The organism is Paraburkholderia kirstenboschensis, from assembly GCF_904848585.1.
GTDB classification, from domain to species: Bacteria; Pseudomonadota; Gammaproteobacteria; order Burkholderiales; family Burkholderiaceae; genus Paraburkholderia; species Paraburkholderia kirstenboschensis.
Map to the genome: position 1 here is coordinate 31,776 of NZ_CAJHCR010000019.1, position 24,389 is coordinate 56,164.

Genomic DNA, 24,389 nt, shown 5'->3' on the forward strand with positions numbered 1-24,389 from the left:
CCCAGCGCAGCCAGTCCGCGTCGCATCGCCGACAACATCGCGTTGTATCGTATCCGCGCTTGTCAGGCAAGCGCAAAGGCGTGAATAGCGTTTAGTTTCCAACGCGCGGCTCGAATTCCGGCGACGGCGGCTCGCCACCTGTTCGGGCATGTCACGCAGTCCCGTTGCAGGCATGTGCTTGACCTTCCCATCATGGGAAGGTCGATACTAGACATCACCATGCGGCCCAATGCCGTCGCGAGCCTGAACCACCATGACCGAACTTGCCACTGCTTCACACGACACCGACGCCAACCCGACTCGTTCCGCCGAACTCGAAATCGGCGGGATGACCTGCGCCTCCTGCGCGATGCGCGTCGAAAAGGCGTTGGCGAAGGTGCCGGGCGTCGCCTCCGCGTCGGTGAATCTGGCGACCGAAACCGCGAGCGTGAATCTGACTGCAGCCGCAGCCGGTTCGGACGCGCTGATCGCCGCCGTCAAGAAAGCGGGCTATGAAGCGGCGCTGGTCGCCCCGCCGGATGCAGCGCCGGAAATAGCCGATATCGACTCTGCCAGCGCTCCCGAAACGACTGCAGCCGCCGCTGGCGCCGTCGTCACCACCGCCGCCGAGCGCAAACGCAGCCAGACGCGCCGCGAACTGGCTGCCGTGCTCGTCTGCGCTTTGCTGACGTTGCCGCTCATCGTGCCGATGCTGGGCGAATGGTTCGGCGTGCACGCAATGCTCGCGCCGTGGCTGCAATTCGGCCTCGCGTCGATCGTGCAGTTCGTGTTCGGCGCGCGCTTCTACCGCGCGGCTTATCGGGCCGTGCGCGCCGGCGCGGGGAACATGGACTTGCTGGTGGCGCTCGGCACGTCGGCGGCCTATGGCATCAGCGTGTATCAACTAGCAACGCATCCGGACGACGCGATGCATCTTTACTTCGAAGCGTCGGCGGTTGTCATCACGCTGGTGCGCTTCGGCAAATGGCTCGAAGCGCGCGCCAAGCGCCAAACCACCGACGCGATCCGCGCGCTTCAGGCGCTGCGTCCCGACCGAGCCCGCATTCGCGTCGGCGCGGGCGAGCGCGAAGTGCCGCTCGCCCAGGTCAAGGTGGGCACGGTCGTGATCGTGCGGCCGGGCGAACGCGTTCCGGTAGATGGCGCGGTGCTGGAAGGCCGCACTCACATCGACGAATCGCTGATTACCGGCGAAAGCCTGCCTGTAGCCAAACAGACGGGCGACGCCGTGACCGCCGGCTCCATCAACGGCGAAGGCGCCATAGCGGTCACGACCACCGCGATCGGCGCCGAAACGACGCTCGCGCGGATCATTCGCCTCGTCGAGAGCGCGCAGGCGGAGAAAGCGCCGATCCAGCGGCTCGTCGACCGCGTCAGCGAAATCTTCGTGCCGGCGATCCTAGGCATTGCCGCGCTCACGCTGATCGGCTGGCTGCTGGCCGGCGCCGGCGGCGAAACGGCGATCCTGAACGCGGTCGCCGTGCTGGTGATCGCCTGCCCCTGTGCGCTCGGGCTCGCGACGCCCGCAGCGATCATGGCCGGAACCGGCGTCGCGGCGCGCCACGGCTTGCTTATTAAAGACGCCGAGGCGCTGGAAACCGCGCATCGCGTGAATGTTGTTGCGTTCGACAAAACCGGCACGCTGACGATCGGCCAACCTTCGGTGACAGCGTTCGAACCGGTCGGCAGCATAGGCCGCGACGAAGCATTGGCGCTCGCCGCCGCCGTGCAGCGTCAAAGCGATCACCCGTTGGCGCGAGCAGTCGTCAAGGCGCATGAAGCGGCGGCGTCCGGTGCACGGGCACTTACTGCGAGCGCCGCACGGGCCGTAGCCGGTCGCGGCGTCGAAGCGGACGTCGACGGCCGCACGCTCGCCCTCGGCAGCACGCGCTGGCTTCGGGAGCTTGGCATCGGCCTGTCGCCGGAAGCCGAGGCGCGCGCTCGCGAACTCGAAGCCGCAGGCAATACCGTGTCCTGGCTCATGCAGCGCGATTCACAGGCGAGCGTCGCGCTCGCGCTGATCGCATTCGGCGACACCGTGAAGCCGACGGCGCGCGCCGCTATCGAGAGGCTCAGGGCAATGGGCGTCAAAAGCGTGCTCGTCACCGGCGACAATCGGGGCAGTGCGGCGAGCGTTGCACAAGCGCTCGGCATCGACGAATTCCATGCGGAAGTGCTGCCGGACGACAAGGCCCGCGTGATCCGCGACCTGAAAATGCGCAGCGCGGGCATCGTCGCGATGGCCGGCGACGGCATCAACGACGCGCCCGCACTGGCCGCCGCCGACATTGGCATCGCCATGGCAACCGGCACCGACGTCGCTATGCACGCTGCGGGCATCACGCTGATGCGCGGCGACCCGGCGCTCGTCGCCGACGCGATCGATATTTCGCGCAAAACCTGGCGCAAGATCCAGCAGAACCTGTTCTGGGCGTTCGTGTACAACCTGGTCGGCATTCCGCTCGCCGCTTTCGGCTTGCTGAATCCGATGCTCGCCGGCGCGGCGATGGCGTTCTCCAGTGTCAGCGTCGTCACGAACGCGCTGTTGTTGCGCACGTGGCGGGCGAAGGTATGACGCCGAGCCGCTCCTTTCGAGCGCCCGCAGGCGCTTGCGCTGCGCCTCACTATTACAGAAAGCTTGCACTTTTCTAAAGAAAGCGTTGATCGCGGCCGTAAACAAGACACGTTGCCGGATAGTGCCTGTGCACTGCCCGTGTCTCGTTTGTCCCTCTTACTCCGCATACGCCCATGGAATTTCTCTCTTTGCGCCGCGCCAGTGTCGGCGCCCGGCTCGCCGTACTGTCATGCGTGCTGGTGGCGTTGATTTTCGCCTCCTTCACGTGGGCGCTCACGCGCAGCGCCGGCAAGCAGGTCAGTGACCAGGTGCTCGAGCGCATCGCCGAAAAGGACCGCTCGATCGCCGCGATGATCACGTTGTTCGACAAGGCGTTGTCCGCCGAAGTCGACCGTTCGACGTCGATGTTCGCGAGCTTCCTGCCCACTACCTACACGCTCGACGAAACGCAGAAGATCGACGTGAACGGTGTGGCCACGCCCACCTTCAAGGCCGGCGACAAAGTCCTGAACATGGATTTCAGCATTCCCGACCAGTTTCTCGAACGCAGCGGCGCGGTGGCGACGATCTTCGCCCGCACCGGCGACGACTTCGTGCGCGTCACGACATCGTTGAAGAAACAGGACGGCTCCCGCGCGATCGGCACGCTGCTCGACCGCAAAGGGCCGGCTTATGCGCTCCTCGTCGCGAACAAAACCTATACGGGGCTCGCAGCGCTATTCGGCAAGCGCTGGATCACGCAATACCGGCCGGTTACCGATGCAAGCGGCCGCGTGATCGGTGCGCTCTTTGTCGGCGTGAACGTCGACCAGGAAATCCAGCAGGTCGAAGACGGCATTCGCAAGCTGAAGATCGGCGACACCGGGTATTACTTCGTGCTCAACGCGTCGAAGGGCGCGGATCAGGGCAAGCTGATCGTGCATCCGGCCGCCGCCGGCAAGGTCGCGGACAATGCGAACGCGCCGTATCAGCAGATGCTCGACATGAAGGAAGGCCGCCTCGAATACAGTTCCGCCGACGCCACGCTCGGCGAGCAAGGCGCGCGCGGCAAGTTCGTCTCGTTCATCACGGTGCCGGAATGGCAATGGCTGGTGGGCGGCATCGCGCCGCGCGACGAAGTGATGGCCGATATCACCGCCACGCGCAATCGCTTCCTGCTACTCGGCTTCGTGCTGGTCGGCGTGTTCGCGGTCGTGTTCCTGTTTGCGGTGCGGCGCCTCGTCAGCCGGCCGCTCGATGAAGCCGCGAAGGCATCTGAGCGCTTTGCTTCGGGCGATCTGAGCGTGCGCGTGGCGAAAGGCGCGAGCAGCCGCGCCGACGAAATCGGCCGCCTGATGCGCTCGATCGACGGCATCGGCGAAGGGCTTGCGCGCATTGTTTCGCAAGTGCGCAGCGCGTCGACCGATATGTCGCACGGCACCGAGAAGATCGCCACGGGCAGCGGCAATATCGCGTCGCGCATCGCCACACAAGCCAGCAGCCTCGAAGAAACGGCGGCGAGCATGGAGCAGATCACGTCGACGGTGCAGCAGAACGCCGACCACGCGGCACAAGCGAACACGCTCGTCACGCGCGCGGCGAACGCAGCGCTCGAAGGCGGCCGTGCAGTGGAACGTGTCGTATCGACGATGGGCGAGATCAGCCGCTCGTCGCAAAAGATTGCAGAGATCACGAGCGTGATCGAAGGCATTGCGTTCCAGACCAACATTCTTGCGCTGAACGCGGCCGTCGAAGCGGCCCGCGCAGGCGAGCACGGCAAAGGCTTTGCGGTGGTCGCCTCCGAAGTACGCGCGCTCGCTCAGCGCAGCGCGGCTTCGGTCAAGGAGATCGAAGGTCTGATCGCCGAATCGACGGCGACCGTGCAAAGCGGCTTCCAGATTGCCGAGCAGGCCAGCACGACGATGCAAGGGATCGTTCAGCAGGTCGGTCAGGTCCGCGCGATCATGGGCGAGATCAGCGTTGCGTCGCGCGAACAATCGGGCGGGATCGAGCAGGTCAACCTCGCGGTCACGCAGATCGGCGAAGCCACGCAGCAAAACGCGACGATTGTCGGCGAAGCGGAAGACGCGGCCGCCGAATTGCGCGATCACGCCGCGCGACTTGCGCAAGTGGTCAGCGTTTTCAAGCTCGAAAGCGGGCGGGACTGAGTCGCCGCGGGATCGCGGCTGGGTTGCAGCCGGGTTGCAGCGGCATCGCGGGTTTGCGGCTCGCTTGACGACGCAGTGTCGGCTTCTGCGTCGTTCAAACGCATCTGAGGATTGTCAGAATTCGACGTCCAGTTCGTCGATCTCTTCCACTTCCTGCTGCGCGTCCGCGATCCATTGCTGCATCTCGGGCAAAGCCATGATGCGCTGCCCGTATTCCGCGATATGCGGTTCGAGCTTCACGTCGTATGTCACGAAACGCGTCACGACCGGCGCATACATAGCATCGGCCGCTGTGCGCTCGCCGAACAGAAACGGACCGCCGTACTGTTCCAGACACTCGTTCCAGATAGTCACGATCCGGTCGATATCCGATTGCGCGCGCGCCCAGACCTTGAAGTCGGGGAAGTGGGCCTTGAGGTTCATCGGCAGCGCGGAGCGCAGCGAAGCAAAACCCGAATGCATCTCGCCGCAAATCGAGCGGCAATGCGCGCGCGCGCGAATGTCTTTCGGCAGCAACAATGCTTTGGGCCTGACTTCGTTCAGATATTCGGCAATGGCAAGCGTGTCCCAGATCTTGATGCCGTCGTGAAATAGACAAGGCACGAGAATCGACGGCGAAAGAAGCAGCAGTTCGGCGCGCGCCGCCGGATCGTCGATGGGCATCACGATCTCTTCGAACGGCAAGCCGCTGAACCGCGTCAGCAGCCAGCCGCGTAGCGACCACGACGAATAATTCTTGCTGCTGATGGTAAGCGTGGTATTCGCCATACGTATCTCCTCCTGATGAGGCGTTAGACCGACGCCCGACGGCACGCATGCACGCTGCCGTGCGCCGTTGCACCAAAGCGCTGCAAGTTCGGCCCGTTCCCACGACGCGCGCAAATGCTATGCCAATGCGTTGCCGCCGCCGGTGTGTGCAAACGCAATGGCATGTGACTTGCCTTCTATTCGGGCTCCTTCCTTTCAACGCTCGCGCGCGGATGCATGAACCTGTTCGCCTATCCAACCTATCAAGCCTTCGCGGACCTGATGCTGCCCATGCGTCACGGCGCGGCGTTGATAAACCATTCGCTCGACACGTGGCCCGCGTTCGGCGCCACTTCGCATGGACGGTCACTTCGCGCGGCTTGCGATCTGCTGACGCTCGCGGGACTCACGCCCGTGCGTCCGCCGTTCGAAATCGACAGCGTGATGATGGAAGGCAAGCCTGTCGCGGTCGTCGAGGAAGTCGCCGCACGTACGCCGTTCTGCTCACTGCTGCACTTTCGCAAGCAGACGACGGTGCCGGCACCGCAGCCGCGCGTGCTCGTCATCGCGCCGATGTCCGGCCACTTCGCGACGCTGCTGCGTGGCACCGTGCGCACCATGCTGGCCGAGCACGACGTCTACATCACCGACTGGCATAACCCGCGCGACGTGCCGCTGAGCCAGGGCCGCTTCGGCTTCGACGAATTCGTGCAGCATGTGATCGACTTCACCGAGACGATTGGACCCGGCGCGCATCTGCTCGCCGTTTGTCAACCGACCGTTGCGGCATTAGCCGCCGTCGCGCTGATGGCCGACGACGGCAATCCCTCGCAACCTGCCAGCATGACGTTGATGGCAGGTCCGATCGACACGCGCATCAATCCGACGCGGGTCAACGAACTGGCGAAAAGCAAACCGATCGAGTGGTTCGAGAGAAACCTGATCAGCGCGGTACCGTTCGGCTTTGCTGGCGCGCATCGGCGCGTCTATCCGGGATTCGTGCAGCTGAGTGCATTCATGTCGATGAATTTGAGCCGGCATCTCGACTCGTTCGAAACCATGCATTACGAACAGGCCAAGGGAGATCCGGCGAAAGCCGACACGATCCGCTCTTTCTATGAAGAATACTTCGCGACGATGGACCTGACCGCCGATTTTTATCTGGAAACCGTCGATACGGTTTTTCAACGGCACGCGTTGCCGTTAGGCGAACTGACAGTGAGGGGCCGGCTGGTCGATCCGTCGACGATACGCCGTACCGCGTTGCTTACCGTCGAAGGAGAAAAGGACGACATCTGCGCGGTTGGACAGACGCTCGCCGCACAGGACATGTGCGACAAGTTGCGACCGTACCTGAAGACACACCATGTGCAGACCGGTGTCGGGCATTACGGCGTATTCAATGGACAGCGATGGGAGCGGCAGATCTATCCGCGAGTGCGGGCCGTGATTTACGACAACGAACCTCGCGCCGTGCTGGTGAGTTCGCATGCGCGTGCGATCCGGCCGGTGCCCGCCGCCGCGGCCGTCGCCGCTGAACTCATGGCCGCGGCGCCAGTTGCGTCCGCGGTGGATTCCGTGGAGCAGATGGATGCGAAAGTGGTGGTTGTATCGGACACGCCGGATTCGGGGAAAAGCAGCGCTACCGCTTCGACTGCGAAGCGGCGGGCATTACGGCCGTCGCGCCGACGGCCGCCGGCAGCGCAGTGAAAGTGCGCTCGCGCGCCCGGTCTGGACGCGACGCTGTCTATGCGGTCGGGCGGAACATCTGAAACATGTTGCCGATTTCGGCGTAGTCCCCGCGATAGCCGGCGCGCATGATCGGCTGCGCGGCGTGCGTATCGAACAGACCATCCTTGAGATACGCCTCGTTGATGTGCACGCCGACCACCTGGCCGAGTGACAGGTAGTTGTTCATCGGCTTGCCGTCGAGGCTATGCAACCGCACCACCTGCAGCAGTTTGCATTCGAGCGCGGCCGGCGATTCGGCGACGTGCGGCACCTGCACGTTGCGCCCAGGCGCAGGCGTGAGCCCGGCGAGTTCGAATTCGTCGACGTGCGGCGGAACGGGCGCTGACGAACGGTTCATCTGCTCGGCGAGCGGTTTCGTCGCCAGGTTCCAGACGAACTCGCCGGTCGCTTCGATGTTGGCCACGCTGTCTTTGCGACCTTCGCTGCAAAACCCGATGATCGGCGGGAAGCTCGCGAACGCGCCGAAGAAGCTGTAAGGCGCGAGGTTCAGCGTGCCTTCGGTGTCGCGCGAGGAGATCCAGCCAATCAGGCGTGGCGCGACGATGGCTTTGAACGGGTCATGCGCAAGATTGTGGCCGGCGGCGGGATCGTAAAAGTAATGGGACATGGAGCGGAGCGTGGGAAAGGCGACGGGTATTTATACCGCAGAGTCTCCCGAGACACATTGGACCGCACCGAAAACTCGCGATGACGGCCTTTCGACGCCACGACAGCTACCCACCTTCTCGTGGCACGTGCGCAAGTGCCGAGCCTTCGTTGGCTACCCTTGCGCAATGACGCGCTTGCGCCCTGCCTTGACTTGCGCGAGGTGTGCGTCGTCCCAGTCATAGAAACCCGCGCCGCTGCGCACGCCGACACGCCCCGCCTGTACCTGCTGACGCAACAGGTCGAGCACGTTTTCGTCTTTCGCCAGTTCGGGCATCAGATGCGTGGAAATGTCGAGGAAAGTATCCAGCCCGCCCATGTCCGCCGCTTCCAGCGGCCCGACTATTCCCCACCGGCGCCCGAGCGACGCCTTCATCACGCGATCCACCACGTCCGGCGTCGCGGCGCCCGAGCGCACGATATTGAGCGCCTCGCGCAACACCGCGAACTGCAAACGGTTGCCGACGAATCCAGGAATCGCTTTTGTGAGAACGACCGGCTCCATACCGATTTCGCTCATCAATTCCGCGGTCTTCGCCGTGACGTCGGGTGCGGTCGCGCTTCCCGGCACCACTTCGACGAGCGGAATCATGTGCGGCGGATTCCAGAAATGCGCGATCACGAAACGCTCTTTCGCAGCCAACGGAGCGACGAGCTGATCCGGCGGGAAGCCGCTCGTATTGCTGGCGAGAATAGCGTCGGGGGCGAGCAGCGCAGTCAGCTTTTCATACAGACGGTGCTTCAACTCGAGCACCTCGGGAATCGCTTCGATCACGAAATCCGCCGAGCGCATTACGTCCAGTTCCGCGTGAGTCTCGATGAGGGCGAGCGCGGCCTGTTTCGCCTTCGAGTCGATGCGGCCGGCGTCTATCAATTCGTCGAGCACCGCTTCCGCCTTCGCCGCGACGCTCGCGAGACGCGCCGCGTCCACGTCGTGCACGACAGTCCGGTATCCGTGCAATGCACTTTGCGTGGCGATGCCGACGCCCATCAACCCCGTCCCGACTACACCTACCACTGCCTTCGCTGCCTTGCTCACGACCGCTCCCTTGCTGACATCGATGAAAGCGTCAAAGGATAGCGCAGTACGCAAATCGACAATGCCGAATGCGACAAAGCCGGCCTTCCGCAAGGAAGAGCCGGCTTTGCCGTGTTCACGCCGTCCGAAGCGGCGCGGTCATGCGCGAATTAGTAGCGCGGAGGCGGACGATGTTCGTCGCGACCGTGGTGACGCGGATCATAGTCGCGCGGATGATGGCGCATCCAGTCGTCGTGATCCCAATAGCGGTGACCGTCGTAATAGCGGTCGCCATGCCAGCCGATGTTGATCGACACGCCTACCGGCGTCATGTGCGGCTCGCCATAAACGACCGGCCCCGGACCGCGTTCAACGATCACGCGTTCCTGAGCAGACGCGCCGCCGGCTGCCAGCAAGGCGCCACCGGCGAGCACAGCCGCGATGATCGAACGCGAAGTTTTGTTGAAGGCTTTCATAGTTCTCTCCCGTCAAAGTTGAATCGAGCCGGCGCCCTGCAGATCAGGCCTCGAAGTTCTGGCCCGTCCAAGACGCCCTGCGCTGAAACCAACTTTAGCGACGCAACTCGCGTGAAGACGTGAGCACTTGTAAGCGCACATTTCAAAGAAAGGGACGGATTGTGGGATCGACATTTCCGTTACGACGTCCGTCCGCATAATACTTTCGCGGCAAATCGTCCGCCTTGCCGGAGGCCGCCATGTCAGGCGCCGTTACATTCATTTCGGCCGGGAAATATTCGACAGGAAAAAGCGCCGCCCCGCAGACCGAAGGATGCCCGGACGAAACAAAGCCACGACGCGCTTTCGCGGACCGTGGCTTGAATGACGCACGCGCATTGACATGCGCACCCGGCGCGAGGACCGCGCCCGGCTACAGGTTTGCTATTAGTCGGACAGCTTGATGCCGAACAACGTAGCTTGTGCCTTGCGCTGGCGCTCCGCTTCGCGCGAACGCGCTGCGTACGAGTAGTCCGTATCCAGCGGCAAGTGGGGCGACGCAAAGAGGTCGCTGACCTTTTGGAACAATGCAAAGATGAAGCTCATGGCGACTCCCGGTTGGTTACTGCATTTGCTAGGGTTTCCCCTTAAGAATAATTATAGGGTTTTCCCTAGGCAAAAGCTAGTGCAATGCAGCAATAAACCGGTGCGACGCGCTGTCGCGGCCTCTTCGGGATGATATTGCGTTGCAACATTACAACGTCCCCGTTTTTAAACGGCTCTGGACGTGGTGATGGGTGTGGAAGCGGAGTCGGCCCTAGGCTTTGTGATGGCTACGCGGGCGCCTTCGGCGCGCTTTTGCGCAAACTGCCGCCGGCAAGCCGCTGCCATCGCATAGCCGCTCGGCTCCCAAAAAGCAAAAAGGACCCCCGCAAAGGATTGATGACGGCGATCAGACGCCATTCGCTGCAAGGTGCGTTTTCAGCGGCGAGCATGGAGGCCGCCGCCGCGGACGGCGTCTCGCGGGCGCGGCAGGCGCTCCCAGACTATCAGTGCGAGTTCGCCGTTTTCGACGACTTGTGGATGTGCCGCGCGTGCACGGCGCGCTGGCCGTTCGCGGATGCCGGAACTACCGGTGCTAGCTGCGATTGTGATGCCGCGGGCGCCGGTGCGACCATCGGCGAGGCGGCATGCACGGCTGCATTAGCCATTGCCATTTGCGTGTCAAGCACGCTGGCCATCGCGGTCTGCTGGCTTTGCATCATCTGTTCGATACGATGCTGTTGCGCGGTGGTTTCACGGGTGAGGCGCATAAGAAGCATGGTCTGCGTGATGCCGATCGCCACCGTCATGAGCAGCGCGCCGACCACGATCGACAGCATCCATTTCATGCGGCGCGAATGGTCCGTCGCTGCGCGGCGCTGGTCGGCGATCACGCCGTACAGCGCGTCGACGGTGTCGGCGAAGGCCGTCGCCCGCGCGCGGTCGAGTTCCGGCGCTGCGCGCTGCGCCGCAGCGGCAGCGGCTTCCGCGCGTTGCGCTTCCTGCCAGGGTGCGGCGAACGCTGCGCCCGTGCGGGCGGATGGGGCCGAGGCCGTCGAAGGCGTCGTTTCGGGCGCGGTCGGGGCTGTCTTCCGTACGGCGGGGCCGGCGGTCGTGCTCTGCGTTGTTTCGAGCGCGGATGCGCCGGTGATCGGGCTTCGCGTCGTTTCGCCTATGGGTGCGCCGGTGGCCGTGCCAAGTGTCGTCTCGCGTATGGAGCCGCCGGTGGTCCGGCTTCGCGTCGTTTCGCGCGTGGATGCGCCGGTGGCCGTGCCCAGCGCCGTCTCGCCGATGGAGGCGCCGGTGGTCCGGGTTCGCGTCGTTTCGCGCGTGGATGCGCCGGTGGCCGTGCCAAGCGCCGTCTCGCCGGTGGAGGCGCCGGTGGTTCGGCTTCGCGTCGTTTCGCGCGTGGGTGCGCCCGTGCTCGTGCTTCCCGTCGTCTCCTCAGAGGATGAGTCCGTGGTCGTCGTTGACGTCGCCTCACGCGCGGATGCGCCGGTGCTCGTACCTCTCGTCGCCTCGCGCGCGGATGCGCCGGCAGCCGCCGTCTCACGCGTTGACCCGTCCGCCTGGCCCGACTGGTTCGCGTTGCGCCCCGATGCCGGCGTCGCGTCCAACGCACCAACGCTGCCGTGTGCGCTAGCGGCGGACCCTTCAGCCAAGTCTTCCGGGCCTGCAACCGCCGCACCCGTCTGCCTGCCGAAAGCCGAACGCTGCAAAGATTCGCCGCCTGCCGCCGACTGAGTGGCCGCCGCGGAATCCACTGTCTCGACACCCCGCTCGGCTGCCTGACGCAGCGCAGTGACACTGCGCGCCACCGTCGCGGCGGCCATGGCGGGCAACAGCGGGGAAGCCGCCTCGTGCGCCGACACTATGGCCTCGTTTTGGTCGGCCCGATCCGCAGCCGACACCGGATGTGCAGCGTCTGGCGCGGCCACCGTCGAAGGCGCGATTTCCAGCCCGCTCAATTGAGCGTCTACCCCGGCCGGCTCATCGGTCCTTACTGCTCGAGGCGCACGGCGCGCCGCTTTTGCGTCCGCTGACATGCTGTCGGTCGGCGTATCGATCGCGCCCACGGCGGCGAGCACCACATCGGGCAGTTCGAAGCCGTGCAGCGTGCCCTGGCGGATGTCGATGTTCATCGCTTCCAGCGTGGCACGCGTGGGATCGTCGGGGAACAGGTCGAGGGTACTGTCGTCGCGCGAGACGTCGCTCAGCTGCGCGAGGCGTTGTGCCGAGCGCGCGGCGCGCGCCAGCTTTTTTTCGGTTTCGGTCGAGACGGTGGCCTCACGCCGCTTCTTCGTGGAAGCGTCGCGCCGAGGCCGGGATTGCGTGGATACTGCGGAATCTGCCATAGAGAAAGGAGCGGTCGTCGCCGGGGAGCGGGCGCCGGCACCGCTCGTCAATGCCATTGGAATTTTTCGAGACCGCATTGTCGCATGGCGTCCACCGCCACCGAAGCCATTCGCCGACGATTTTCCGGTTTCAAGCCGAGGCGTCGTCCTGCCTGAACTCCCTGACCCCACGCAGTTGGCGCAAGCGCGTGCAGATCGCCTCGTACTCGACGTTCGACACGCGATTCAGCGTAATCATGACCTCGTCGCATTCGGGTGTTTCGTCGCTTTGCTCATGACGAATTGTTTGACGCGCGGGCTGGCTGCGCCGAGCTCGTCGTGCAGCGAGTGAAACGTCATGGTGCCGCGCTCGACGAGCATGGTCACCTGGCGGCGCTGCTTGACGGTGATGAACCGCCGCTCGAGCGGCTTGATGCCCGCGAGGATAATCAGAATGATGGCGGTCGCCGCGATCGAAGCCGTGTAGAGGCCGCCGCCGACCGCGAGCCCGATCGCGGCAACCTTCTTGAAATTATTTGAGCGTTTTCCTCGTCGACTTTGGGCGCCGGCTGCGATCCGTTTCCATTATGCTAAGCCGCAGGCCGCCGCTGCACCCACGTCTGCCACCACGGCATGCGTGTCGGTGCCCGGCCGGCAGTTGCACTACCGCCTGACTCACGCTCGCTTCCACGGGCGCTTTGGAACACCGCGTTTGAACATGACTATGTCCAGCAAGAACCCTGACGCCGCCCCGACCATCGCGCTCGCCGCGGGACTGCGCGAGCACTTCAACAGCGTGATCCTGCCCATGTGGCGCGGACCCGGATTCAACGGAGCGCTCAAGCTGCCCTATGAAGCGCTCAGTGCGGAACATCACCGCCCAGAGCCCGCGCAACGCTATCGGGCAATGGCCTGCGCGCGCCAACTCTTCGTGTTCTCAGAAGCCGGCGACGCAGCCCACGCGCAAGTTCTGTTCGATTCCCTCACGCACACTTTTCAGGACACGAACCACGGCGGCTGGTTCTACAGCGTCGATGAGCAAGGCGCTCCGCTCGACACCGCGAAAGACCTGTACACACATGCGTTCGTCGTCTTCGCCTGTGCGGAATTTGGCCGCCGCTCTGGCAATCGCGACGCGCTGGAAATCGTGCATCGCACATCCGCGCTGATCCAGTCGCACTTCGCCGCCGAAGACAACCTTTTCAATGCTACGCTCACGGCCGACTTCACCGCGGTGACCGGCACACCGGTTCAGAACCCGTTAATGCATCTAACGGAGGCTTGGCTCGCGGCCCGCGAAGCCACGCGCGACAACGCTTTTGACGCCGCACTGAGGCGCCTGGCCGGCGCGGTCGCTCGTCACTTCGTGCATGCGCCGTCGGGCTGCATCGCCGAATTGCCGATCGGCACCGACGACAATCGCCTCGAGCCGGGCCATCAGTTCGAATGGTTCTGGCTGGCCAGGCGGGCGGGCGCACTATTTGAGGGCTCAGGGCTTACGGAAACACTGACGCGCGCCTTCGACTTCGCGCAACGCAATGGCGTGGACCAGGAAACGGGGGGCGTCTGCGCGTCACTCGATGAAGACGGGCGGATCAAAGACCCGACTCAGCGCATCTGGGCGCAAACGGAATATCTGCGGGCACTCGCGAGCCACGACGAAGCCGTCGTGCGGGCGGGTCTGCCGCGGCAAATCGAACTGTTCCAGCAACGTTTCTTGCGACCGCAAGGCTGGTACGAATGCAAAACTTCAACGGGTGAAATAGCGCGCGCCGACATGCCGTCGACCACGCCTTATCACCTTGCAACCGCATTTGACGCGTTGCCGGCCTGACACGGCAGGCCGACGGGAAGGCGAGGCGAACGTTCTTTTGCGGCGGTCTTGCGCTCTGGCAGGATCCGCCAAACATTCGCCGCCGGGCGACTCGCTCAGGTCGCCCGGCCGCTCAGTACTCTTCCCGCTGCCAAGGGCCCCAATCGCTGCCGGCGGATCGGGATCGCATATACGTTGCGCTTTGGCCAGTAGGCGTCTCCGACGTGTCGCCTTCCGGCTTACGGTCGGTGGTGTGGAGGGCAAAAGCCTGGCGGTCGTCGGCATCCACGGTGATTCGACCCACGGGGTCCGGTGCGCCTTCCTGAGGTGTTTTAGACTCCAATACCGCGAGATAAGGGGTCAAACGGCTCCAGAACGACGTAAGTTCTTCTTGCAAATAATGTGTCAATGTTTTTCCTGGAAGAGTAATACAAGCAGTTTACCCTACCCGGAGGCACATCCTTTTTCGTGCCCTCGACGCCTCGAAAAGGCCGAAGCCGGGGAATACCCGAATACTGGTTGATTGGCGTCCGCCATAAAGACGTGATACAACTCGTACTTCGCGCTCGATCTCGATTTGAGAAATAGCGGTCGCGAATGCAATACACAACATTTACTGGATCAAAAATGGCAACAGGTACTGTGAAGTGGTTTAACGATGCAAAGGGCTTTGGTTTCATTACGCCGGACGACGGCGGCGAAGACCTGTTTGCACACTTTTCGGAAGTTCAAGGCAGCGGCTTTAAGTCCCTGCAGGAAAACCAGAAAGTGTCGTTCGAAGTGAAGCAGGGCCCGAAGGGCAAGCAAGCTGCGAACATCACGCCGGCCTAAGTACCAACGGTACGTTGAGGCACGCGTAGGCGCTTGCGCCTAATACAAAAATGGCCCGCGGAAGCGGGCCATTTTTCTTTTCCGGCTGCCCGATTTTTGAGCGCGAACCGTTCAGATCGCGCGCATTCCCGACAACGCAAATTGCCCGAATTCTGCCGGCGTTTCGTCGATCTGTTGTGTGCGCAACACAGCCGCCGAAATTTCGAACACGGAAACCGCCTGCTTCAATTGCTGAGTCTGTTGATGCAGCGAAGCCGCCGCTGCCGCTGCCTGCTCGACGAGCGCCGCGTTCTGCTGCGTCATCTCGTCCATCTGCACGACCGCCTGGTTCACCTGCTCGATGCCCGTGCTTTGCTCGAGCGACGACGCGCTGATTTCCGCCATCATTTGCGTCACGCGCGAGATCGAGGCGGACACGTTGCTCATCGCTTCGCCGGCATGCTCGACGAGCGCTGAGCCGCCCTGAATCTCGGCAACCGATTCGCTGATCAGCGTCTTGATTTCCTTGGCCGACTGCGCGCTGCGCTGGGCCAGTCCGCGAACTTCGCCTGCCACGACCGCAAAGCCGCGGCCCTGTTCGCCGGCGCGCGCCGCCTCGACGGCCGCATTCAGCGCGAGAATATTGGTCTGGAAAGCAATGCCGTCGATCACCGAAATAATCTCGGCGATCTTGTCCGAGCTCTGCGCAATGCCGCGCATCTTGTCCACGACCTTGTCGACCACTTCGCTGCCGCGCGAGGTCGCCTCCAAGGCCGTCTCGGCGAGCGCATTTGCTTCGCGCGCATGATCGGCGTTCTGACGCACGGTGGCCGTCAGTTCTTCCATGCTCGACGCAGTTTCTTCGAGCGACGCCGCCTGGTTCTCAGTGCGTGCGGAAAGATCGGCGTTGCCGGTCGCGATTTCATCGGCGCCGAGGTGAATCGAGTCGGCGGACTCGCGCACTGTCTGCACAGTGCGCGCGACGCTCGCCTGCATCTTGGCAAGGCCCGAGAACAGCCGGCCGATTTCGTTGGTGCCGCGCGCGGTGATCGGCTGATCGAGACGCCCTTGTGCAATTCGGTCGAAGTGACGGCCCGCTTCCTCGAGCGGTGCGACCACGCCACGGCGCAACGCCATATGCACCGCGAACGTGCCTCCAACCAGCGCCAGCAGAATCACAATGCTGACGACCCGAAACGTGGCCATGCGCGCGTCGATGGAATCGAGCGACGCGCGGCTCGCCGCATTGCCGAACTGCGTGAAGTTATGCAACTCGGTCAGATAGCCGTCCTGGAACGATTGCGTCGGCTGGTCGAGAAACGCCTGGATGTTGTTTGCGTCCAGAAACTGCGCCAGTTCCGTGAGCGCGCCGTGCAGCTTCTTGTAGCGCTCGGCGAGGGCTGCGGCACGGGCGCCGTTTTCGCCGCTGGTCTTCGGGGCGCTCATGAACGCGTTGAACGACTGCTCGGCGGCCGTCAGCTGCTCGCGCGCATGCTGGACGATATCGGTCGGCTCCGCGCCGCCGCGCACCATGCGCGTACCGGCGCGCGACAGGTTGATGCGGGCGTCCATCAGATGCTGCGTGGTTACGTTGACGGCATCCACCTGCTTGAGCGCGATGTTTGAAAGGTCGCCAACGTCGTCATGGGTTCGCGTCAATGACCAGAAACCGAGACCGACCGTGACAAGCTGGAAAACGCAGAATGCGGCCAGGACACACAACAGGCCGGATGCGACCTTGATCTTGCTGAACATCGTGAACACCTGAAGGCAGAGAATTACGGGGAGCTACCTCAGGGTTAACGGCAGCACCATTCTTTGCTTAAGCTCAAAGTCGCCAAGATCGTCTTACGTCGCATTAACTACGGCCGACGTCTAGATTCCCACCATTGCACGCAACAATGCCGGGCAGATATTTCCGATTCACCTTGACGGCGCGCGTTGGCGCTTCCTAGAGTGGGTAGGGACTGACGAACGTGCGCCATTGCGCACTGCCACCGCGGGCCTTCCTCGAAGGAATCACAATGACCGACCTACTCGACCGGGCGCGCGGCGCATTGCACGCCCAGCCGTTCAGCATGCTGTTAGGCGCAGAGCTGATGTACACGGGCACCGACGAACTGACGCTGAGCCTGCCGATCCGCGACGAGTTGCGGCAGCAGCACGGCTTCGTGCACGGTGGCGTAATCAGCTACCTCGCCGACAACGCGCTGACCTTTGCTGGCGCACTGTCGCTCGGGCCGAAGGTCGTGACGGGGGAATACAAGATCAATTACTTGCGCCCCGCGGTGAACGGCACGCTGATCGCGCGGGCGAAGGTGGTGTATGCGGGCCGCCATCAGGCGACCTGCCAATGCAACATCTTTGTAATGGACGGCAACCGCGAGCGAATCGTCGCGGTTGCACAAGGCACCGTCAACCGGATCGGCGAGAACGGCGACCACGAACCGGCGAATTGACGCTGAACCTTCAAGCGCCCGCCTCCGGCTCCCAATGGCTTACTCCGCCGCGTACGTCTTCTGCGTTTGTTCGCCGAGACCTTCGATGCCGAGGCGAATCGTCTGGCCCGGCTTCAGGTACACCGGATTCGGCTTAACGCCCATACCGACGCCGGGCGGCGTGCCGGTGGAAATGACATCGCCCGGTTGCAGGCTCATGCACTGCGACACATACGAGACCAGCTTGGCGACGCCGAACACCATGGTCTTCGTGCTGCCGTTCTGATAGCGGTGACCGTCCACTTCGAGCCACAAGCTGAGGTTCTGCGGATCGGCGACTTCGTCGCGCGTCACAACCCACGGACCGATCGGGCCGAACGTGTCGAAGCCCTTGCCCTTGTCCCAGGTGCCGCCGCGTTCGATCTGCCATTCGCGCTCCGACACGTCGTTGATCACGCAATAACCGGCGACGTAATCGAGCGCGTTCGCTTCGTCGACATATTTGGCCGGTTTGCCGATCACCACGCCGAGCTCCACTTCCCAATCGGTCTTCTTCGAGCCGCGCGGAATTTCGACGTCGTCGTTCGGACCGGAGATCGCGCTCGTCCACTTGTTGAAGATGACCGGCTCAGCGGGCACGGGCAGATTCGACTCGGCCGCGTGATCCGCGTAATTCAAACCGATGCAGATGAACTTGCCGATCTTGCCGACGCACGGGCCCATGCGCGGATTGCCTTCCACGACCGGCAGCGAAGCCGGGTCCAGCGCGCGCAGCCTGGCGAGGCCCTCGTCGGTCAGCGCCGCGCCGTCGATGTCGGCAACTACGCCGGACAGATCGCGAATCTTGCCTTGCGCGTCGAGCAAGCCCGGCTTTTCCTGGCCTTTCGGCCCATAACGAAGCAGTTTCATCGTTGCACTTTCCTCTGGGTTCAGTGGTGTTCGGTTGATACGTCAGTGCGCCGGCTTACGACGCCCGATGTCTATGTGTCAGTTCGACCAGCCGCCGTCGATCACATGTGCGTGACCCGTGGTGAACGCCGATTCGTCCGACGCGAGATAGAGCGCCAGCGCAGCAATCTCTTCGGCCTTGCCGATGCGGCCCATTGGCTGGCGCGCGACAAACGCCGCCTGCACGGCTTCGAGCGAAGCGCCCTGCGCCGCGGCCTGCGCCGCGATCCGCTGTTCGAGCGACGGCGACGACACAGTGCCCGGGCAGATCGCGTTACAGCGTACACCACGCGTGACGAAATCCGCGGCAACCGACTTCGTCAGCCCGATCACCGCCGCCTTCGACGCGCTGTACGCAAAGCGATTCGGCACGCCCTTCACGCTCGACGCCGCCGACGACATATTGATGATCGAGCCGCCGCCGCGCTCCAGCATGGCCGGCAGGAATGCGCGGATCATCCGGTACATTGCCTTCGCGTTGAGGTCGAACGCAAAGTCCCAGTCTTCTTCGCTGCATTCGAGGATCGAGCCCGCATGCACGAAGCCTGCGCAATTGAACAGCACGTCGATCGGGCCGAGTTCCGCGGCCAATGCCTTGATGGCGTCGCCATCGAGCACGTCCAGCTTGCGCGCTTCGACGGGCTTGTCCGCGAGCCCGTCAATGCGGATGTCGGTGGCGATCACGCGCGCGCCTTCGCGCGCGAACATTTCGGCGGTCGCGAGGCCAATGCCCTGTCCCGCCGCGGTGATCAATGCTGTCTTGCCGGCCAGTCTTTGTGTCATCTACGACTCCAGTTGAATGGGCTAAACGTGTTGGTCACGTCACAGTCGATAAAACGCGGCGGCGTTGCCGCCGAAAACCGCTTCGCGCTCGCCGTCGTCAAGCGACGCAAGCAGCGTGTTGGCCACCGAATGCCACAGCAGATAATCGCCGTTCAGTTCGAGCACGGGCCAGTCGCTGCCCCACATCAGCCGCGCGGGACCGAACGTAGCGAGCAGATGCTCGACGTATGGCCGTAGTGTCTCTTCGGTCCAACCCGGCGATGCTTCGGTCGCGAGCCCCGACAGCTTGCAGTGCACGCCCGGCAGCTTCGCGAGCCGCGCGATCGCATCGGCCCATGTTTGCCAGCCGGCCTGACCGTAGCGGATGGGCGGTTTCGCGCCGTGATCGACCACGATGCGCAGCGACGGAAAACGCCGAGCGAAAGTTTCCACATGGTCGACATGCCGCGCGTAGATCAGCGCGTCGAAGGCGAGGTCATGCGCGATCAGCGCTTCGATTGCAGGCGCGAGATCGGGATTCGCAATCCATGTGTCGTCGGGCAGGTCTTGCAGCATGGGCCGCACGCCCTTGAACTTGGGCTCCTGCGCGAGCGCTTCGATCAACGCAGGAGCGGTAGGCAACAGGAGCGGCACCCAACCGACCACGCCGGCAATGGACGGCTCCTCGCGCGCAATGTCCAGCAGATAACGCGTTTCGTCGATGGTCGGCGCCGCCTGCACCACAACCGTTCTCTCGATGCCCGCTCTGTCCCGCAACGGTTTCAGATCCGCCGGGCCGAAAGAACGGTACAGAACTTCGAGCTCCGGCGTAAGCCATTCATAATCACCGCGAGCGGGGTCCCAATAGTGCTGATGAGCGTCGATATGCATCTTCACGTTCAGTTCTCTGGCGCGGGCGCGCGGCGGTCGAGCAAGCCTTCCTCGCGCAACGCGGACCACAAGGCCGCCGGGATCGGCAACTCGAACGACGCAGCGTTCTCACGCAATTCGTCGGGACTGCGCGCGCCGGTCAGCACGGTGGCGACCGCCGGATGCGCATACGGAAACTGCAAGGCTGCGGCGGCGAGCGGCACGCCGTGGTTGCGGCACACTGTCTCCAGTCGCGCGACCCGCTCAATGACTTCGCGCGGCGCCTCGCCATAATTGAACTTCAAATCGCCTTCGACGCCGCGCGCCAGGATGCCCGAGTTGAACGCGCCGCCTAACAGGATGCTGACGCCGCGCTTTTCGCACGCAGGCAAGAGGTCGTCGAGAGTCGCCTGTTCGAGGAGCGTATAACGGCCCGCGAGCAATGCGCAATCGATATCGAACTCGGCCATCGCGTCGAGTATGACGGCGCCTTCATTGACGCCGAGTCCCACCGCCTTGACCGCGCCGGCCGAGCGCAGTTCGTCGAGCGCGCGAAAGCCGCCGCCTTCGGTCAGTTGCCGCCAGTAGTGAGGATTGTTCTCACCGTGCGTGACCCGCCCAATGTCGTGGACCAGCAAAATGTCTATTTCGACGATGCCGAGGCGCTGCTGGCTGTCTTCGAACGAACGCAGGATGCCGTCGTGCGTGTAGTCGTAAATCGCTTCGAAGGGCAACGGATCCTGCCAGCCTTCGCTGCCGTCGTAGGGCGCGGTGCGCGGTACGAAACGGCGGCCCACTTTCGTTGACAACACATATTCGCTGCGTGGATAGCGGCGCAAAGCGTCGCCAAGACGATGTTCCGCTTTCGTGTGGCCGTAATGCGGCGCGGTGTCGAAATAGCGCACGCCGGCGTTCCAGGCGGCCGCGACAGTGGCGTGTGCCTCTTCGTCGGACAGATCGCGGTAGAGGCCGCCGAGCGGCGCGGTGCCGAGACTCAATCCGGTTACTTGCAACGCGCTGCGGCCAACGCGGCGGCGCTGCTGGATTTTTGAACCGTTCGTTGCAGTCATTGAGCATGTCTCCTTCTTGCTCCGGTCGCATGCAAGTGTTTGCTGTTGCATGTCCTTTTATCACACGGCAAGGGAACGCTCAGTGCGGCGCCACAGCAACCACACGCCGAGGCGCGGCCGTTCCCGACGGCAAGCATGCTGGCCCGACCGGCTCGAATGTCTTGTACGTAAGAATGAATTCCTGATGACCCAGCATTTCCGACTTGGAAGGCGCGCCTTGCGACACTGCCACCGTCTGCTCGAACACTTCGCGTCCCACTTCGTCGAGCGTGCCGCGGCCTTCCAGGATACGGCCTGCGTCCACGTCCATGTCGCCAGCCAGGTTCCGATACGTGGCGGGATTCGCGCATATCTTGATGACCGGCGAAATCGCCGAGCCGACCACCGAACCGCGTCCGGTCGTGAACAGAATCACATGCGCGCCGCACGCAATCAGTTCGCCGATTTCCGCGTTGTCGCTAATGTTCGGAAAGCCGAAACGCGGCTCGCCGTCCGGCACCACATCGAGCAGATAAAGGCCGCCGGTCGGCGGAATATCGCCAGGCTTGACGATGCCAGCAATCGGCGACGCGCCGCTTTTTGCATAAGCGCCTAGCGATTTTTCTTCCTGCGTGGTGAGGCCGCCGTCCGCGTTGCCGACCGCAAAACTGCCGTGGCCGAGAATCGAGTAATAGCGCGCCGCTTTCGCGACGCACGCGACAATCGCATCGCCGAGTTCCGGTCGCGCCGCGCGAGTCTTCATATGAAACTCGCAGCCCACCAGCTCGCCCGTTTCTTCGAAGATGCAGGTCGCGCCCGCGTCGATCAGATGATCGAACGCGCGGCCCACCGCCGGATTCGCGGTGATGCCGCTCGTGCCGTCCGAGCCGCCGCAGATTGTGCCGATCACCAGTTCGCTGAGCGCCATCGGCACTTTCTTTTGCTCGGCGAGTTGCTTGCGCGCGCCGCGAATCCAGTCGACGCCATATTGAATCGTGCTGCGCGTGCCGCCCTTTTCCTGAATCGTCAGCACTTCGACTGGCCGGCCGCTCGCGCGCACCACGTCGACGAGATAGTGCTTGTTCATGCTCTCGCATCCCAGCGAGACGAACAGCACCGCGCCGACGTTCGGATGTGTAGTGAGCCGCTCGAGCATTTTCTCCGCGTACTCATTCGGATAGCAGCCCGGAAAGCCGATCAGATGAACCGGCGGCTCGCGCTCGGCGGAAGCGCCGGCGAGCGTGTCGTCGAACGCGTCGAGCGGCTCGCGAAACTGTGTGACGATCTCGCGCGCCACGTGATGCGCACACTCGACCAGATACGCGACCGCGACCACATTGCGGATGCCTTTGCGGCCGTCGCCGCGCGGATAGCCTTGCAGCATCGGCTGCTGCGCGGAGGCAGTTGCTACGGAAGTGTCAGTCATGGTCGTTCCAGCGCAGCGCGAGGCCGCGTCGTTGTGCGCAAATCAGTGATGTATGAATTGATGGCCGGCGTCGTGCGTATAAGTCGGCAGGTAGTCGCTTTCGAGGTTGTGCGTATGCAGATGCGCGCCGCGCTGCACCGCTTCCGTCACGTGGCCGATCACTGCGCCGTAGCGCAGGACCTTGTCGTCCTTCGCGAGATCGCGGCGCGCTACCTTGTGCCCGAGTTCGATGGTTTGCGAGAGAGTCATGCTCTCCCCTTCGATCTCCAGTTGCGTGCCGGCGTCGAGGCGCGCCGCCGCGATCAGGCAGTTGTCCTCGGGACTCAGCAGGATGAGACGCGAATCCGTTTGCATTGGGCGGCTCGTCAAATGAGTTCTCCGTTAGACGGTGGTAAGCAAAGTTCCGAGCATTGGCATGTCAGAGTTCACCAATGAACGTATTATTCATATGCGGACTTTTCGAAGTCAAGGAAAGTGCACTGCACCAATGGTCCGTGTTTTCCCTGGACGCATCCGCTCGCACGGAACAGGCCGCCGCACTTACACTCAAGCGCCAGGTACCAGAACAGCCCACGGAATTCCTCACGATGGACGCAGAAGACAAAGACGATGCCGACCGTTATCGCGCTCCTGCGCTCGACAAAGGTCTGGACATCCTTGAGTTGCTTGCCGAGCAGAAGGAAGGCCTCACGCGCGCCGAGATCACGAAGCTGCTGGGGCGCAACGCGAGCGAGATGTACCGCATGCTCGAACGTCTGGTCGCCCGGCAATACGTGGTGCGCTCGACGGGCGGCGATCGTTACTCGCTGAGCCTGAAGCTGTATGCGCTCGCCCATCGTCATCCGCCGATGAGCCGGCTCATCTCCGAGGCGTTGCCGCTCATGCAACGTTTCGCGGATGCCGCCGAGCAATCGTGTCACCTTGCCGTGTACGACCGCGGCAATCTGCTTGTCATCGCGCAAGTGGACGGACCGGGCACCTGGGGCATGTCGGTGCGGCTCGGATCGCGAGTCGGCTTGATCGACACCGGCTCGGGCCGCGTGATGCTCGCATTCCAGACTGTCGAACAGCGCGCGCAGATGCTCGCCGAGCACACCAAGGTGAAGGGCGAAGTGACGATAGACCGCGACGCACTCGAAGCAGCATGCGAACGGATTCGCGCGGCGGGTTTCTCGCAGAAGGACAGCCAGCAGACGTTCGGCGTGACGGACGTGACGTTCCCGATTCTGGGCCCATCCTGCCAGGCGATCGCGGCGCTCACGTGCCCGTATCTGAAGCGTATCGACGAATACGTCGCGCCCACGCTTGCAGCCGCAACCACGCTGTTACGCGAGACGGTTCAAGCGCTGTCGATGTTCAGTGAGAAGGTTGTTTGACGCGCGGCTTCCTGACTCGATGCGGGCCGCTCGCGCACATGGTTTAGAATGGCGACCCTCTCAAAAATGTCGCCGCATGGATCCGTTCATGCGCGCCCATCGATAAGCAATGGCGAAACTTCTGACCGATTCCGAATTCCAGCGTTTTTCCGAGCTCCAGCAGAAGCAATCAAGCTTCACGATCACGCCTGAAGAAGCCGACGAACTCCGCGACATCGTCGCTCATGCGCAGAAGCGCCGTGACGACCGTGCGGCGGCGATGAAGAGCATCGAGACTTTCATCCAGCAATTCGACATCAGCCCCGACGAACTGTTTTCGCCGGAGCAGATTGGTGAAGCTGCGCGCACGTATGGCCTGATTCCCGCAGCCAAGAAAGAACGCGTGCTGCCGCCGTCGTTCACGTTCAACGGCAAGCCGTATCAATGGACGACGCGTCAGTTGCCGGACGATATCCGCGTGCCGCTGTTCGATGCGTTCAAGGCGGGGCAGTCGGTGAAGTCGTTTATCGCGACGCCGAAGGACGCGAGCCGTTGCGCGGCGACGATCGCGCGCCTGGAGCGTGAAACGGGCGCGGTGTATGCGGATGCGTGGCTGGAAGAGTTGTCGGTGACGCGCACGCAGGTCGAGGAAGCCGCAGGCAAGCTCGCAGCGTGAACAGGTAAAAACGTCGGCTTGGCGCGCTCG

21 protein-coding genes and 1 pseudogene are annotated in these 24,389 nt (G+C 63.3%); 8 read left to right on the forward strand and 14 right to left on the reverse strand.

From position 1 onward, the window contains the following. Positions 1-253: 253 nt before the first annotated feature. Together JMY24_RS31770 and JMY24_RS31775 are read left to right on the forward strand one after the other, a co-directional pair. Positions 254-2,572, forward strand: coding sequence for a heavy metal translocating P-type ATPase (locus tag JMY24_RS31770; RefSeq protein ID WP_201703543.1), 2,319 nt, complete (start codon positions 254-256; stop codon positions 2,570-2,572). Between the two features lie 173 nt (positions 2,573-2,745). Next, positions 2,746-4,719 (forward strand): methyl-accepting chemotaxis protein, encoded by a 1,974-nt coding sequence (locus JMY24_RS31775; protein WP_128598015.1) that lies wholly within the window; start codon positions 2,746-2,748, stop codon positions 4,717-4,719. 114 nt (positions 4,720-4,833) lie between these two features. Here the strand turns inward: JMY24_RS31775 and JMY24_RS31780 are convergent, their stop codons facing one another. After that, entirely contained in the window at positions 4,834-5,487 is a 654-nt protein-coding gene (locus JMY24_RS31780; protein WP_128598016.1) for a glutathione S-transferase family protein, read from the reverse strand. A gap of 216 nt (positions 5,488-5,703) precedes the next feature. Between JMY24_RS31780 and JMY24_RS31785 the strand changes: the two genes are divergently transcribed. Continuing rightward, complete coding sequence (locus JMY24_RS31785) at positions 5,704-7,176, forward strand: polyhydroxyalkanoate depolymerase (RefSeq protein ID WP_201703545.1); 1,473 nt, start codon at positions 5,704-5,706, stop codon at positions 7,174-7,176. Between the two features lie 37 nt (positions 7,177-7,213). Here the strand turns inward: JMY24_RS31785 and JMY24_RS31790 are convergent, their stop codons facing one another. From JMY24_RS31790 to JMY24_RS31815, 6 genes and pseudogenes are all read right to left on the reverse strand, one after another. Then, positions 7,214-7,825, reverse strand: coding sequence for a flavin reductase family protein (locus JMY24_RS31790; RefSeq protein ID WP_128598018.1), 612 nt, complete (start codon positions 7,823-7,825; stop codon positions 7,214-7,216). A gap of 153 nt (positions 7,826-7,978) precedes the next feature. Continuing rightward, the gene (locus JMY24_RS31795; protein WP_128598019.1) at positions 7,979-8,902 is read right to left on the reverse strand and encodes a 3-hydroxyacyl-CoA dehydrogenase family protein; all 924 of its coding nucleotides are present in this window, start codon (positions 8,900-8,902) and stop codon (positions 7,979-7,981) included. A 149-nt stretch (positions 8,903-9,051) separates the two neighbouring features. After that, positions 9,052-9,357 (reverse strand): hypothetical protein, encoded by a 306-nt coding sequence (locus JMY24_RS31800; protein ID WP_128598020.1) that lies wholly within the window; start codon positions 9,355-9,357, stop codon positions 9,052-9,054. A gap of 426 nt (positions 9,358-9,783) precedes the next feature. Beyond that, positions 9,784-9,942: a hypothetical protein gene (locus JMY24_RS31805; RefSeq protein WP_164853818.1), complete on the reverse strand. Its 159-nt coding sequence runs from the start codon at positions 9,940-9,942 to the stop codon at positions 9,784-9,786. A 443-nt stretch (positions 9,943-10,385) separates the two neighbouring features. After that, positions 10,386-12,233 (reverse strand): hypothetical protein, encoded by a 1,848-nt coding sequence (locus JMY24_RS31810; RefSeq protein ID WP_236597604.1) that lies wholly within the window; start codon positions 12,231-12,233, stop codon positions 10,386-10,388. A 130-nt stretch (positions 12,234-12,363) separates the two neighbouring features. Beyond that, positions 12,364-12,734 (reverse strand): annotated as a pseudogene (locus JMY24_RS31815) (MgtC/SapB family protein); the annotation flags it as partial. A 202-nt stretch (positions 12,735-12,936) separates the two neighbouring features. Between JMY24_RS31815 and JMY24_RS31820 the strand changes: the two are divergent. After that, positions 12,937-14,046, forward strand: coding sequence for an AGE family epimerase/isomerase (locus JMY24_RS31820; RefSeq protein WP_128598031.1), 1,110 nt, complete (start codon positions 12,937-12,939; stop codon positions 14,044-14,046). A 606-nt stretch (positions 14,047-14,652) separates the two neighbouring features. Next, entirely contained in the window at positions 14,653-14,856 is a 204-nt protein-coding gene (locus JMY24_RS31825; protein ID WP_006047528.1) for a cold-shock protein, read from the forward strand. 111 nt (positions 14,857-14,967) lie between these two features. Here the strand turns inward: JMY24_RS31825 and JMY24_RS31830 are convergent, their stop codons facing one another. After that, the gene (locus tag JMY24_RS31830; protein ID WP_128598022.1) at positions 14,968-16,590 is read right to left on the reverse strand and encodes a methyl-accepting chemotaxis protein; all 1,623 of its coding nucleotides are present in this window, start codon (positions 16,588-16,590) and stop codon (positions 14,968-14,970) included. A 269-nt stretch (positions 16,591-16,859) separates the two neighbouring features. Here JMY24_RS31830 and JMY24_RS31835 point away from each other — a divergent pair, with 269 nt between their 5' ends. Beyond that, a complete protein-coding gene (locus tag JMY24_RS31835; RefSeq protein ID WP_128588933.1) occupies positions 16,860-17,294 on the forward strand; it encodes a PaaI family thioesterase in 435 nt (144 codons plus the stop codon). Between the two features lie 39 nt (positions 17,295-17,333). Here JMY24_RS31835 and JMY24_RS31840 read toward each other — a convergent pair whose 3' ends face one another. From JMY24_RS31840 to JMY24_RS31865, 6 genes are all read right to left on the reverse strand, one after another. Continuing rightward, positions 17,334-18,182, reverse strand: a complete 849-nt coding sequence (locus JMY24_RS31840; RefSeq protein WP_128588931.1) for an ureidoglycolate lyase — start codon at positions 18,180-18,182, stop codon at positions 17,334-17,336. Positions 18,183-18,260: 78 nt separating this feature from the next. Continuing rightward, a complete protein-coding gene (locus JMY24_RS31845; protein WP_128598023.1) occupies positions 18,261-19,004 on the reverse strand; it encodes an SDR family oxidoreductase in 744 nt (247 codons plus the stop codon). A 39-nt stretch (positions 19,005-19,043) separates the two neighbouring features. Beyond that, the gene (locus JMY24_RS31850; RefSeq protein ID WP_128598032.1) at positions 19,044-19,874 is read right to left on the reverse strand and encodes an amidohydrolase family protein; all 831 of its coding nucleotides are present in this window, start codon (positions 19,872-19,874) and stop codon (positions 19,044-19,046) included. Positions 19,875-19,882: 8 nt separating this feature from the next. Further along, on the reverse strand, positions 19,883-20,923 hold the full coding sequence (locus JMY24_RS31855) for an aldo/keto reductase (protein ID WP_128598024.1): 1,041 nt from the start codon (positions 20,921-20,923) through the stop codon (positions 19,883-19,885). Between the two features lie 79 nt (positions 20,924-21,002). After that, positions 21,003-22,328, reverse strand: coding sequence for a UxaA family hydrolase (locus tag JMY24_RS31860; protein WP_128598025.1), 1,326 nt, complete (start codon positions 22,326-22,328; stop codon positions 21,003-21,005). 42 nt (positions 22,329-22,370) lie between these two features. Next, a complete protein-coding gene (locus tag JMY24_RS31865; protein ID WP_193425384.1) occupies positions 22,371-22,697 on the reverse strand; it encodes a UxaA family hydrolase in 327 nt (108 codons plus the stop codon). Between the two features lie 218 nt (positions 22,698-22,915). Between JMY24_RS31865 and JMY24_RS31870 the strand changes: the two genes are divergently transcribed. Then, positions 22,916-23,704, forward strand: coding sequence for an IclR family transcriptional regulator (locus JMY24_RS31870; protein ID WP_128598033.1), 789 nt, complete (start codon positions 22,916-22,918; stop codon positions 23,702-23,704). 109 nt (positions 23,705-23,813) lie between these two features. Continuing rightward, on the forward strand, positions 23,814-24,359 hold the full coding sequence (locus JMY24_RS31875; protein WP_128598027.1) for a hypothetical protein: 546 nt from the start codon (positions 23,814-23,816) through the stop codon (positions 24,357-24,359). Positions 24,360-24,389: the final 30 nt, after the last annotated feature.

Coding starts and splice junctions, on each gene's coding strand:
- JMY24_RS31770 (WP_201703543.1), top strand. CDS start 254: ATGACCGAACTTGCCACTGCTTCACACGACACCGACGCCAACCCGACT.
- JMY24_RS31775 (WP_128598015.1), top strand. CDS start 2,746: ATGGAATTTCTCTCTTTGCGCCGCGCCAGTGTCGGCGCCCGGCTCGCC.
- JMY24_RS31780 (WP_128598016.1), bottom strand. CDS start 5,487: ATGGCGAATACCACGCTTACCATCAGCAGCAAGAATTATTCGTCGTGG.
- JMY24_RS31785 (WP_201703545.1), top strand. CDS start 5,704: ATGAACCTGTTCGCCTATCCAACCTATCAAGCCTTCGCGGACCTGATG.
- JMY24_RS31790 (WP_128598018.1), bottom strand. CDS start 7,825: ATGTCCCATTACTTTTACGATCCCGCCGCCGGCCACAATCTTGCGCAT.
- JMY24_RS31800 (WP_128598020.1), bottom strand. CDS start 9,357: ATGAAAGCCTTCAACAAAACTTCGCGTTCGATCATCGCGGCTGTGCTC.
- JMY24_RS31805 (WP_164853818.1), bottom strand. CDS start 9,942: ATGAGCTTCATCTTTGCATTGTTCCAAAAGGTCAGCGACCTCTTTGCG.
- JMY24_RS31810 (WP_236597604.1), bottom strand. CDS start 12,233: ATGGCAGATTCCGCAGTATCCACGCAATCCCGGCCTCGGCGCGACGCT.
- JMY24_RS31820 (WP_128598031.1), top strand. CDS start 12,937: ATGTCCAGCAAGAACCCTGACGCCGCCCCGACCATCGCGCTCGCCGCG.
- JMY24_RS31825 (WP_006047528.1), top strand. CDS start 14,653: ATGGCAACAGGTACTGTGAAGTGGTTTAACGATGCAAAGGGCTTTGGT.
- JMY24_RS31830 (WP_128598022.1), bottom strand. CDS start 16,590: ATGTTCAGCAAGATCAAGGTCGCATCCGGCCTGTTGTGTGTCCTGGCC.
- JMY24_RS31835 (WP_128588933.1), top strand. CDS start 16,860: ATGACCGACCTACTCGACCGGGCGCGCGGCGCATTGCACGCCCAGCCG.
- JMY24_RS31840 (WP_128588931.1), bottom strand. CDS start 18,182: ATGAAACTGCTTCGTTATGGGCCGAAAGGCCAGGAAAAGCCGGGCTTG.
- JMY24_RS31845 (WP_128598023.1), bottom strand. CDS start 19,004: ATGACACAAAGACTGGCCGGCAAGACAGCATTGATCACCGCGGCGGGA.
- JMY24_RS31850 (WP_128598032.1), bottom strand. CDS start 19,874: ATGCATATCGACGCTCATCAGCACTATTGGGACCCCGCTCGCGGTGAT.
- JMY24_RS31855 (WP_128598024.1), bottom strand. CDS start 20,923: ATGACTGCAACGAACGGTTCAAAAATCCAGCAGCGCCGCCGCGTTGGC.
- JMY24_RS31860 (WP_128598025.1), bottom strand. CDS start 22,328: ATGACTGACACTTCCGTAGCAACTGCCTCCGCGCAGCAGCCGATGCTG.
- JMY24_RS31870 (WP_128598033.1), top strand. CDS start 22,916: ATGGACGCAGAAGACAAAGACGATGCCGACCGTTATCGCGCTCCTGCG.
- JMY24_RS31875 (WP_128598027.1), top strand. CDS start 23,814: ATGGCGAAACTTCTGACCGATTCCGAATTCCAGCGTTTTTCCGAGCTC.